This window comes from Brevibacterium sp. HMSC063G07 (assembly GCF_001810665.1).
GTDB lineage: Bacteria > Actinomycetota > Actinomycetes > Actinomycetales > Brevibacteriaceae > Brevibacterium.
Window position 1 is genome coordinate 1 of record NZ_KV802339.1, and the last position, 11,872, is coordinate 11,872.

Here is an 11,872-nt window from a genome sequence, read left to right on the forward strand (position 1 = left end):
GTAATAGAAGCGGAACTAAACCCAGGACGCTTCAGTGCTGTCCAGGAGCATCGTGTTAGCTCCACTGAATCGGTACCGGAGTCCAGTTGGTCTGTGTGCGGCGGGAAAGTCGGGAGTGAAGCGGTGGTTGGACCAGGCCCGCGACGACCCCTCGATTCTGATTGATGCGCTCTTCGACGCTCCGGCCGAAAAGGCCATGAACGTGGACGTGACGGGTAGGTAGGTGTCGCAGTCAGTGGTGTCGCGTCTTGAGCCGAGATGAGAGCCTTGAAGGCTGAACGCAACGAGATTGAGGCTGAAACTGTGGGTTTGGCTGATTCGTTCCATCTTCGTCAGGAGTGAACGTCCGGGCTGGTAGTCGGCGTTACGACCCCGTCGCAGTTGCTCCTGGCGGTCGGTGCGTTCAGCGTGTTCCAGTTTGCAGGTCATTTGTCCGCGTTTGCCGAGTTTGCCCCTGTGGCGCGGTGGTCAGGGACATTGAGGCGAAAGCGTTCCCTTCGCGAGCAGGCAACAATCGGTTGAAGAACGCGTTGTTCCCCTCGGCCTGCGTGGCCTCAAATCGCAACGCTTTCCAAAAGGCCTATTGAGACAGAGAACGATATGAGGGCAAACTCCACATTGCTGCAGTGATGTGTCCGGCTCGTCGCCGGCACAACGTGCTGTTGGCGATGGTCCAAGCTGGGGCCCGCTACGAGGCGAAGACCCCAGCTGCTCCTTCACGACGAATGTAACGAGACGTCTGCAGCGTCTCGGCGTATCCCGGCGCCACCCGCCTCAGTCTTCGGGCTCGCTCACGTGGGCGCGCAAGACCACTTGAACGGCGGAGATGCCGAGCACATCGGCTGCCGTCATACTCAGGAGGGGGGCGCTTCAGATAAGAGCGAAGTCGTCGGGTCAGACTGAGACGGCGGAAGAGATCCGGTTGAGTTTGTGGCGGGCGAGGGCCAGGTTGGCCTTTTTCCTATCGAGCACGAGGTAGATGAAGAGCCCGTCGGTGTCGGTGGTGTTGAGCACGTTGATGAGGTGGTATTGGTTCTCGAGCGTGATCATAATGTCCTCGATGCGCTCGTTGATGCCAATATCGGTCATCGTGGCGAGCTTCGCGCGGATGACGTTCGAGTTGCCGGCGGCGGCGACGGTGAGGTCGAATCCGGGACTGCCGCCCGTTCCGAGCGCCATTCCGGAGGAGATGTCGACAATCGCGGCACCGCTGGCGCCGTCGATGGCGAGGAGATCGTTGATGGCTGATTCAATCTTCGACATGTGTGTTGTCTCTTCTTTCTTCTCTTCTGATTCTGCGGCCTGGGTGGCCTGCGTGATGAGGTGCGGCCCGGTGGGAGCCGGGCCGGCCTCGGTGTGCGGGAGGTTTCCGGGGAGGGAATCCGACGTTTCGCGGCGCGGGGGTGGAGCGAGGTCGGGATCGCTGCGCTTTTCGCCCATTGGAATGGCGATGTTCGCCTTCCTCCTGTGGGATGGGGTGCTGCGTGGCGGTGCGTTGGCGCGGATCCGGAGAGCCTCTGCCTCGGGGGCGACCGCCGAGGAGAGGGCGACTTCAGCTGGGTCGGGCTCGGTCATTGCGAAGGCGGGGCTGGCCACGGCGAATTCGGGTGTGGTGAACGGTGCGTCAGGGATGATTGGCAACCGTGCGGTGTCGGCATCGTGTCCGGATGGGCGGTCCTGACCGTGGTCGAGAGCCTCGTCGGTCGGAACCGATGCGACGTCGTCGCCCCGTGCGGATCGCCAGAATCTTAAGTGCAAGCGGGTCCTTTCCGACACTTGTGGTGGTCTTAGTGATTGCCTTTGCCGACCAGTTCGCTGTCTCCGGCATCCGACCAGTCGTATCCGAGGGCGAGGACCATGATGCTGTCCTCGTTCAGGGACTCATTCGGATAGACATCGACAAGTGAACCTTCGCGCATGATCGCGATTCGGTGGCAGCGGCTTGTCAACTCGGTCATATCGGATGAGATGAGGACGACTCCGCTGCCCGCCTCGGTGAGCTGATCGATGAGTTCGTAGATTTGCTGTCGGGATCGCTCGTCCACGCCCTTGGTTGGCTGGTTGAGTACGAAGAGAACGCCCGGCTTTCGAAGCGCGCTCGCGAGCTTGATCTTCTGCTGGTCGCCCCCGGAGAGTTCTCCGATCCTGTCGTGTATGCTTGACGTCTTTACGCCCAAGGTCTTGACCAGTCGGATAACCTCGCCGAGGCGGCGCGCCTCGGACGCGAAGGACTGTTCCGGCGAGGCCTCATCCCCGATCACCGAGCTCGTCAGTGTGGCCTGTTCAGGGAGCGCGTCTTCGTCGTCTTCAGCAATGTTGACGATGCCGGCGCCGAGGGCTTCGTCAACGTCGGCGAACTCATGTTGGATTCCATTGAAGGTCAGCGTGCCCGAGTCGGGGCGGGCAGCGCCGCCGATGATCGTCGCGAGCTCGGTGACGCCTGAGCAGCGCAGTCCGGTGATCCCGACGACCTCACCGGTATAGATCGACAGCGAGGTTGGGGCGAGCGAGCCCGCACGGGTGACTCCGTCGAGGCGCATCAGCTCGGCACCGGTCTTGGGTTCTTTCGGACGGTGCTGTCGAGCGACCGGCTCTCCGAAGATTTCTTCAATCAGCGCCGCTCGTTTGGTCTCTCGGGGCACGAGCATGCGGTGCATTGCCCCGTCGCGGATGACAGCGATGCGGTCAGACAGGGACTGAAGCTCGTCGATCCGGTGAGAGATGTGAATGACCGACCGTCCCTGCCTCGCGAGCCGGGAAGCCAGTGCGTGGAACAGGGAAATCTCATGATCGTTGAAGCTTGCAGAGACCTCGTCGAGGAGGATGACCATCGTCTCTTCGCAGGCCAGACGCAGGATCTCCACGGTGGCCAGCTCAGCCGGAACCAGATCGTTAAGCCGATCGGTGGGGTTGATGTCCACCCCGTAGTCGGTGAGCAGATGGTCGGCTTCGGATTCCTTCGCCTTCAGATCAAGGGTGGACCGGAACGAGGTGCGGAAGATCGCTTCGGCCACAGACATGTCCTCGTCAATGCGGATGCGCTGCGGAACATAGCCGACGCCGATGGCTCGTGCCTCATCGATGCTGTCGGGAGCGTAGATCTCTCCGGCCAATGTGATCGAACCAGAGTCGGGTTTGATCTCACCTGAGAGTACCTTCATCGGGTCGACTTGCCGGCGCCGTTGGTTCCGACTACGCCCAGAATCTCCCCGCGGTAGAGGGTGAAGGTGAAGGAGTCCAGCGCTGTGCGGGAGCCGTAACTCACGCTCAGATTGCGGGCAGAAAGCATCGCTTCTGCGGGCAGCGCACCTGCATGACGGTCTCGGGTTTCGGTCGGTTGATCCGACGAGTCAATCTACCAGTTATGTTACCAGAACGTCAATGGGAGTCTTGGCGGTGAATTCCGGGCTCCCAGGCCCCTCTGTTGGCAGCTTGCGGACTTCTTTGTCGCCTCTCATAGCGGTCATTCGCCTCTGTCTCAACGATGCCGAACGATCGCGCTCATACCTGTTTTCGGAAAGGGAGTCGTGTGTCAATCGGTTTCGAATGCGGAAATGCAGGTGATCATTTTGGCATTCATGCGCAATTATTTCGGGTATTGCGGAGAGCCGCTCGCGTCTTGCGGGTCAAATGTACGGCAGGATCGAGGCGCTCGTTCCGACTCGAGGTGGTGGTGAACTCATCGCCTTCGTGAAAGGACACGACCGTGTTGCTGTCGCCCTCGCCTGATTCTCGACGCTGGCAAGCTAGCACGATTCTTCGTTCATCTGCAGTCGCATCGCGTGCGACACCGCATTGCATGTGCGAACTAGCCGCAGCCGGGTATCTTGAGGTGTGTGTCGGGACTTGATTCGGAAATTCAGTGGCCTCCGGTCACGCGGTCAGCCCCTCACCTCCACTGGGCTTCTAGCTCTTTGTCGCCTAGTGCCGAGGGCCGTATAACTTTGAGGTTTCCTTCGGGCTCAGACCCTAGTGACGATACGTTTCCTAGTTCGTACTTTCGGTTCGGAGCTAACTCAATGCCGAAGCAGCAGTTCGGCATGAATATTTATGGCATCGCTGAATACGAATAGAGTCGCCCCCTCCAGCAAAGGGTGGGGGCGACTTTGCTCTGTTCGGATAGTGATGCCAGGCCTTATGCGGCGTCAAGTCAATCTGCAACGAGTCGAGCAATCACCAGCGGTTCCACTTTGCGCAGGGCTTGAAGCGTTGGCAGCACTGTTGCGCTGATGGTGATGACGAGAACGGCGAGGATTGTCGCGGTGAGGGTTGCCATCGGTGGAACGAATGCGTAAGTCATACCGGCTGATGGGAGTCCAACTGCCACGACGGCGAGGGCGCCTGCAGCCATCACCATGCCCAGCAGAGTGGCAGTAACCGTAATGATGACGGCTTCGAGAAGCGGGACGAAGATGCGTTGCCGGGGTGTCGCGCCCACGATTCCGATGAGAGCCAATTCCGCGTCACGTTGCCGGGACATCATGATCAGCGAACCCACTCCGTCGGCCAGAGAGATCATCAGCGGAAGGCCGAGGAATACCAGCAGAGATGCTGGCCCGCTGGCGGTGATTTCAATGTCGTACCCATTGGCGATGAGCGTGGCCTCTAGTGACCCCCAGATTGCGAGCATTCCCAGGAGGAGGCCGATCGTCATCATCACCGGGACCACTGACCGTGTTAACCGGCGGGCACGCGCGCTGACGGTGCGTCGGGCCAATTGCCAACTCGCGAAGGGCAACGGCAGCAGGCGCACCCAGGCTTTAGTCAGAGGTCCAATGAGAATTGGTGCGAGTAGTGCCAGCAACACGGCGAAGATGACGAGCACAGTCATGCTCAGCAGAATCAAGTTACTGACGGTCTCAGAGTTGGGTTCGGACGTGAACGCGGCGATCGAAGAATATGCAGCGATGAGGACAAGGGCGACGAGACCAGTGGTAATGCTGCGTCCGACCGTCATACGAATTGTGAGCCCGTCAGCCGTGTGTTCTCGAACGGCTTCCACCGGAGCGATCTTGCTGCTGCGGATGGCGTGTCGAATCCCGCCGAGAACTGCTACTGCGATAGCGCCGAGTGTTGTGGCAAGGATCGGCCACAACGAGTACACCGGATCAGGTACCGGCATAGATGTTCCGGCCTGGGTACGTTCGAAAGCGAGGAAATTCAGAGCTGGCCGCAGGGCCGCCACGGCAAGAAGTGAACCGATTAGGGAGCTGACGAGACTGACAACGACGAGCTGAACGACGACGGTTCCTACGATCTGCGGGGGAGTCGCACCGTTGAGGGAGAGCCTCGCCAAGGCACCCCTGCGTGCATTGAGTGCCATATTGGTGGCGGTACCGATGACAACGATGCCCACGGCAATGCAGAACAGTAGATTCTGTGCAGGGGTGATGACGAAAGCTGCGGAGTCCAGTGGGTCAAGGTCTTGGACTTGCATGAACCGGATTCCCGCCACCATTGTCAGCACCGAGAGAACGAGTGCGAAATTGGTTGCAACGAACGCCAGGCTCACACCTATCCAGGTCGACCAGGAGCCCCGGAGCTCGGCGAGCTGGAGATGCCACATGAGTCATCCCTCCCGACGTTTGCTGGTCAGCTGGGCAAGAGTGTCGGCGACCTGGGCGGCTGTGTTGGGGCGAATCTCGTCGACGAGGTGCCCGTCCCCGAGGAACATTACCCGGTCACAGCGTGCAGCCACAGCCGGGTCGTGAGTGACGATGAGGACGGTACGCCCCGGTTTGCGAGCAACTTCGTTGAGTTTCGTCAGTACCAGTTCTCCCGACCTGCTGTCGAGCGCACCGGTTGGCTCATCGGCGAAGACAATCTCCGGAGCTAGCGCCAGGACACGGGCCAAAGCTGTGCGTTGCTGTTCACCACCAGACATCGAGGGAGGCTGAGCATCCACTCGGTGTCCGAGTCCAACCTCGTCCATCACCGTCAGGAGCTGTTCGCGAGGTGGTTTGCGGCCTTCCAGCAGGTAGGGCAATGCCACGTTCTCGTAGGCAGTCAACGTAGGTATGAGGTTGTAGGACTGGAAGACGAATCCAACGTTGCCGCGGCGCATTTTCGCCAGAGCTGTTCTGGACTGGGTTCCGAGATCCATGCCGTTGAGCCGAACCTGACCACTGCTGGGGTGGTCTAGTCCAGCTAGGCAGTACATGAGGGTTGATTTCCCTGAACCTGAAGGGCCCATGATCGCGACGAGTTCGTTGGAGTCGATCTGTAATGATATTTCGTGCAATATGGGCAGATCGCGGCCGTCGACTGTGAACGATTTGGACAGGCTTTGGGCTTCAATAGCAGGCCCAGTGGCGGTTCTGGGAGTGCTATTGAGTTGCGGGGCGTGTGTCATGGTATTCGTCTCTTGCTTCTTCCATAGTTGACGACGTTCGCCTAGTTAGAGGCTTCGACATCGGGTGATTTAAGAGTTATCAGCGGTCACCGGTGGCGACAATGGATCTTGAGGAAGAGTGGGCGAAAGTTAGGTCGGCATCGACGACCTGCCAAACATCGCGAAAGCGTTGAAACCTCGATCATGTCGAGACGGAGCAGTAGCACCGTGAACTCCATGCCGCGTGTGGGCCGTGATCAGTTGTAATTATTCGGTAAGAGTCAGCTACTCGTGCGGCGACGAATCCTGTGTAAGCACGGCTTGCTGAGCAACGGCCAACGCGGGGCCGTGCGCGGAGGGCACAGGTTTGCTGTGGGGGAGTTGAACTGACAACAGCCACTGTTCGTGGTGGGGGCCAGCGTGAAAGGTGCCACTGAGTAAGTCGACGCGTTCACGGATGCCACGCAAACCCATTCCATTGGACAGCTCACTTCGTCGAGGCCGTCGTGATAGTGCACTCGTTATTTTTAGGGATGCTTGAACTTCATCGACGTGGAGGCGGAAGTCGCAAGACGTTGCGATTGGGGCGTACCGGAGGATGTTGCTGGTAGCTTCTTGCATGGTTCTCACCGCGGTCTTGATCTGTGCCTGATTCAGATCATCCGCAGCCGGATCGAGGTCCAAATGCACGTCAAATCCAGCGTCGACAAGTTCTACACGCAGCTGCTGTGCCATCCGCGAAGGCGTCACCAGCGGACCGGTTGCCTGCGCTGACCGGAGCCCGTGGAGGAGAGCATCAAGTTCGAGGCGCGCTGAGTCGATATTGCGGCGCAGCTTTTCGATCACACCAATGAGTACTGTGCATTCGTCTGAGGCAGAACTGGCCATGATCATCATCGTGGTGATCGATAACTGGTGGGCAACAACGTCGTGGAGTTCCCGGGCCAAGGTCTGGCGTTCCTGAGTAATTGCACTGTCGCGTGATTTCGATGCCAACGCTACGGACGATTCTGCATTCGCTTCTTCTTCGGTGAGGGCGCGCCAACTGATTCCGATGAGGACACCGGCAATAGCGGCATACCCGTGGAACCATCCATGGCCGTCACCGTTGGTTGCTGAATCCTGGCCGCCAAGAGCATAAGAGACGAAGAAAGTGACCAGCCCCGCGACCGCCATCATTGTCGGAATGAGCAGTTTGGGGTGCTGCCGCGCCACGATGAGGCAGATGACTGCGGTCGGTAGTGCGCTCCAGAAGCCAACAGGTTGATCTATCGTGACTATAAAGACTGCTGTTGCGAGACAGACGAGGCAGAGAGCAATACCCAGAGGCTTTCGCCAAAGAGTCACCGCGACTGCGGTGCAGGCAGTGACTTGGACCAACGACGCCGAAGTGAACCCGCCGATGACGGGACCAAGTAGCCCCATCGCGATGGCGAGAACCTCCAAGCCAATACGCATTGCCGGTGCTAGTCGTTTAAGCGTCTCTTCGGAGAGACTGGTGGCTCGGGACTCAACGCTCGTAGTGTCGCGTAATGCGTGGAGGAGATGTCGTGTCTGTCCGAGTAGGTCACGACTCGTTTGGTCAAGGCTCGTGAGCATGGCGCGAAGCTCTACGAGTGGGCGGTCGGTGGGCTGAGCTGACAGCTTCTGGAGTTTCCTAAGCCCGAGCTCTAAGAGGGCTTGCAGGTCATCAGCGAGCCGCAGCCGTTCGGTCCGGCGAATGTGTTCCGCCTCTTGCTCGAGAGCCCGAGCATGGTGTCGCGACCGCTCGATCACACGGAAGGAGACTTCAGCAACGGAACCCATGAGGAGCCCCAATGCCACAAGAACAATGAGGAAGACTCCGACTTCGAAACCCCATCCGGGATGAGCAGTTGATGTCTCCCACGCGGCGAGGAACCCTACTAAGGCACCGCAGACGAAGCAGCCGATGCGCATCATCCAACCCCCGCGCAACCCGGCGATGACACCGACAAGTAGCCACAACAGGTGGTCACTACCGATGGATTGAACGGTCAGGGCTAACACGGTTGATAGAGCAACAAGTACTCCGCCAAGCCAATGTTTGCGCCACAGGAGCGCGGCAGCCGCAGACACTACGAGAATGCACTGAAAGAATGTCAACGGGACCAGTCTGACGCCGGTGGAGTCTGGACCGAGTCCGCTGCCGACGAGGGTACCGGCGACTTCAAGTACACAGACGCCGAGGGCCGCGATGCGTACTCCGTTGCCGACGCCGGAGAGCACGCTACCTGTCTTGCCGTTGAGTTGGTCGCGCAATGCCCCATCACCGTCTTGCGTTGGTCGAGGGCTTCCTCGACTAACTACTCTTGTGGATCAAGTTTAGCCGACCCATTTCGACCGTAACGGGATCACGGACGTAGACCAAAAGTCGTGGTCAGAAAGATACGTTGCTTGATCACTCGTTGCGAGGCAGAGTCAAGATTAATCTCCAATGCTGCCCGTCCGGGTCCAATTCGACATGTAGCCTGCCCCCTACGAGATCCGCGCGGGCCTTCAGCTGGGAGATGAACGCATGCGGTGGTGGCGGGAGCTGAGCCAGGGTAGACGCCGAACCGTTCTGGAATGAAAACCGGATCATGGACGAAGAAATGTCGGTAACCACTTGAGGCGGATCATCAATCGGCAGATGACGCTCGACGTGGTCCAAGGCCAGATTGATAGTAAGCACGAGGACGTAGCGAGAAATGATGTCGAGTCGGTCAGCCTCACGAGGCACCGCCACATGCACCTTGGTACGATGACGGTCTAATGTCACCTTCTTCTCACTCGCAGCGACGGTCAGCAGCCACAGGGCCGAGGTATTCAAATGTGGGGCTGGAGCGTCAACTGACCGTAACAACTTTTCGACGAGTCCCAATGCAGTCAACGCCTCTTGGGTGAGGCGCCGAATTTCTATGAGCACCCGAGGGCTGAGTCTCAGCGACCATCACCTGAAGGGCCACTGTCGACAAGCAATGTGTCACCGTGTCGTGGAGTTCTCTCATGATTGCGAGACGACCATCGCTACCCATCATGTGTCGGCCTCCTGGCCTATTTTCTGTCGTTGATGATGAGGGGATGTGTTTGGTGCAGGGAAGGCCACGTGTGGCAGTGTCGCGAGTTGAGGCCGCGGCTGATGAGGGGAAGTCACCTGCAGAGCGGAAGAATTTTGCAGAACAAACTCTGAGGTTCCAGCGAAGTGACTTCCGATGCATGCGCCTCGGTTGCTACGGGGCCGAGAATGCTTCCCAATGCCAGCACTATTCCAACAGTAGTCACCGCGCAGTGCTTCATGATCTTCACTTTCTGAGGTTTCGGTTGTGTAGTAGTCAGCTTGGTCGACAGAGTGCTGTCTGCACCATTGACAACCGGCCAGGGGCGTATGGCTATTCGGCCATTCCTGAACCAAAAAAATTCCAATCTGAAATTCGGTTCACTACATCGGCTAGAATCTATTCATGTGTCGCAATCAATTGAGATACTGGTAGTCGACGACGACCCGCTTGTCCGTGCCTCCTACAGAGCCTTCTTCGACAACCAAGACGGCTTCGACATCGTTGGCGAAGCTCGCGAAGGTGCTGAAGGAATCGAGGCATACGGTCGTCTGTCTCCTGACCTGGCCCTCATGGATCTTCAGATGCCGGGAATCGCCGGCATCGAAGCGACCGCGGAGATTTGCCGGAAATGGCCGGACGCCTGCGTTCTGGCGATGACAACTTTCGGAACCAGCGATTACATCGTTCGTGCACTGCAAGCTGGAGCGGCCGGATATTTACTTAAAGATGTTGGTGGGCCGGGTCTGCTGGCTGGAATTCGACAGGCAATGAACGGAGACATGCCGCTCTCGGGGAGGGTCCGGCGCGAACTGGTAGAAGTAGTGGCCGAGGAACGTACTGGCCTATCTGCGAAGCCAGCTGACGTTGGATTGACAGAGCGTGAGGAAGAGTTGCTGGTGTGGGTGGCGCAAGGACTGACGAATCAGCAGATTGGGGCGAGAATGTTCGTCTCTGAAGGGTCAGTCAAGCAGTACTTGCTCAATGTTGGACGTAAGCTTCAAACGCGTTCCCGGACGAGCATTGTCGTTCGTTCCATCCAGTTGGGCCTCATTGACCCGTTTGAACTACCTTCGAGCGACGACTAGGTTCCATACGCCCAAGGGCCTAGGCAGCGGCAGGTGAGCTCACCGCAGGTCTGATGCAGTGAAGTTCATGAGTGGCGACGGTGATGCTGACTCGCATGGCCGCGTAGCCCTGACACGAACGGGTGAGGACTTCAACGGCGTTTGAAGAAGCGGCCAATGAACCCGGAATCGTTGGTTGATCGTTGCATGAGTGTCGTCGAGTCGAAGTCTGACTCCACTCCGGAGAGCGTTTGAACGAGGTGATTGCCAGCTGCGATGAGATTGTCAGGGTCATTGAACAGGTGACGCGGTAGTCGGCCAATTGATGATGTGTAGGTCTCCCCGGAGAGCGCTTCCAACGCTGACAGGGATTCCACCGCAGAGTCAGGGTCATCGATGAGGTATGGCCAGTCTTTGGTGACTATTCCGGAGTAGTTTTCGGTGAAGTTGGTGGGGTCGATGTAAGAGGCGACTCCAAAAGCGTGGAGAAGTGTCCGGTAGGCGATTCGTTCGTCGCAGTCTTCATCAATTCGGCACGGGGTTGTGCTGAATGGTCCACGACGCCACTCAACTTCCGCCGGGACGCACGGGACCTCTAGCGCGGCGAGTGCGGCAAGGCGGTGGTTGCCGTTGCCGTTGATGCGGAATATGTCGCCGAGTGGCGATTCGTAGCCGTCAACATTGATTCGTAAGAATCTATCGTTAATGATCGAACCGTCCGAACCGATTCCGAGCAATTCTTGAAGACCACGTTCTTCGCCACGCTCATTGGCGATACGTTGAGCAAATTCTGCGATACCGGTGATGCGGTCAGGGGAGCGGCCACGTTCGGATTGATGATCGTAGTACGCGCGGTCGCTTGCGTCATGAATGAACGACTGTGTCCCAGGTTCCTTGAGGAGCGCTCTGTTTGGGTTGATCCAGCTCCATTCGACGTCCTGTTCAGGCAGTCCCGCATATAGTTGTCCGAATGATTCATCAGGCAGATACGGTCGCGGGCGGGAAGCGAAAAGAGTCATTCTCTTCGTGAGCTCGTCGACGTCGGGAACTTTCATGCTCTGGAGATGCTTGATGAGCAAGGTATGAGCGGTTCGTGCAGGGGGGTGCCCCTATATTTTTTGTAGGTCCTGAAAGGGATCTGGTCGCTGGTCCTGGTATGGCTTTCTTTCCCTGTCATTGATGATCCGGGGGGTGTTGTCGCCAGGAGTCCAGGGCGCGCGTTGACTGCTGATAGGGGCTTGGCCCAACACTGTTGAGGTCTCGTCGTAACGTGGGTGCCAGCATCGGGTGTCGTGACTATTCCCGCGGCCGTTTCTTCGATGGTCAAGGGGGACTGTCATGGATGTTGGGTATGCGGTTTGGTTTGGTCTTGATGTGGGAAAGATGAAGCGTCCTGGGTTTAGTTCCTACCTTAGGTA

At 58.3% G+C, this 11,872-nt stretch carries 9 protein-coding genes; 1 reads left to right on the forward strand and 8 read right to left on the reverse strand.

The annotated features are described in order from the left end of the window. Positions 1 to 894 precede the first annotated feature (894 nt). The 7 genes from HMPREF2757_RS12085 to HMPREF2757_RS03825 all read right to left on the reverse strand — a co-directional run bounded on the left by HMPREF2757_RS12085 (position 895) and on the right by HMPREF2757_RS03825 (position 9,257). Positions 895 to 1,758: a roadblock/LC7 domain-containing protein gene (locus tag HMPREF2757_RS12085; RefSeq protein ID WP_256278261.1), complete on the reverse strand. Its 864-nt coding sequence runs from the start codon at positions 1,756 to 1,758 to the stop codon at positions 895 to 897. A 29-nt stretch (positions 1,759 to 1,787) separates the two neighbouring features. Further along, positions 1,788 to 3,161, reverse strand: coding sequence for an ATP-binding cassette domain-containing protein (locus HMPREF2757_RS03805; RefSeq protein WP_070573538.1), 1,374 nt, complete (start codon positions 3,159 to 3,161; stop codon positions 1,788 to 1,790). Further along, entirely contained in the window at positions 3,158 to 3,265 is a 108-nt protein-coding gene (locus tag HMPREF2757_RS12175; RefSeq protein WP_176745717.1) for an ATP-binding cassette domain-containing protein, read from the reverse strand. Before HMPREF2757_RS12175 ends, HMPREF2757_RS03805 begins: the two co-directional genes overlap by 4 nt. Before the next feature lie 885 nt (positions 3,266 to 4,150). After that, positions 4,151 to 5,512 (reverse strand): FtsX-like permease family protein, encoded by a 1,362-nt coding sequence (locus tag HMPREF2757_RS03810; protein WP_070573540.1) that lies wholly within the window; start codon positions 5,510 to 5,512, stop codon positions 4,151 to 4,153. Between the two features lie 57 nt (positions 5,513 to 5,569). After that, positions 5,570 to 6,352, reverse strand: a complete 783-nt coding sequence (locus tag HMPREF2757_RS03815) for an ABC transporter ATP-binding protein (protein ID WP_070424727.1) — start codon at positions 6,350 to 6,352, stop codon at positions 5,570 to 5,572. Positions 6,353 to 6,616: 264 nt separating this feature from the next. Then, complete coding sequence (locus tag HMPREF2757_RS03820) at positions 6,617 to 8,611, reverse strand: sensor histidine kinase (protein ID WP_141750160.1); 1,995 nt, start codon at positions 8,609 to 8,611, stop codon at positions 6,617 to 6,619. Positions 8,612 to 8,750: 139 nt separating this feature from the next. Next, complete coding sequence (locus HMPREF2757_RS03825) at positions 8,751 to 9,257, reverse strand: hypothetical protein (protein ID WP_070424729.1); 507 nt, start codon at positions 9,255 to 9,257, stop codon at positions 8,751 to 8,753. Between the two features lie 537 nt (positions 9,258 to 9,794). On the opposite strand from HMPREF2757_RS03825, the gene HMPREF2757_RS03830 reads away from it, so the two are divergent. Next, positions 9,795 to 10,475, forward strand: coding sequence for a response regulator (locus HMPREF2757_RS03830; protein WP_083274360.1), 681 nt, complete (start codon positions 9,795 to 9,797; stop codon positions 10,473 to 10,475). A gap of 131 nt (positions 10,476 to 10,606) precedes the next feature. Here the strand turns inward: HMPREF2757_RS03830 and HMPREF2757_RS03835 are convergent, their stop codons facing one another. After that, positions 10,607 to 11,509, reverse strand: a complete 903-nt coding sequence (locus HMPREF2757_RS03835; RefSeq protein ID WP_141750163.1) for a hypothetical protein — start codon at positions 11,507 to 11,509, stop codon at positions 10,607 to 10,609. Positions 11,510 to 11,872: the final 363 nt, after the last annotated feature.

What these genes read in the sequence shown, in the direction of transcription:
- HMPREF2757_RS03815 (WP_070424727.1), bottom strand. Translation starts at nt 6,352, where the DNA reads ATGACACACGCCCCGCAACTCAATAGCACTCCCAGAACCGCCACTGGG.
- HMPREF2757_RS03805 (WP_070573538.1), bottom strand. Translation starts at nt 3,161, where the DNA reads ATGAAGGTACTCTCAGGTGAGATCAAACCCGACTCTGGTTCGATCACA.
- HMPREF2757_RS03835 (WP_141750163.1), bottom strand. Translation starts at nt 11,509, where the DNA reads ATGAAAGTTCCCGACGTCGACGAGCTCACGAAGAGAATGACTCTTTTC.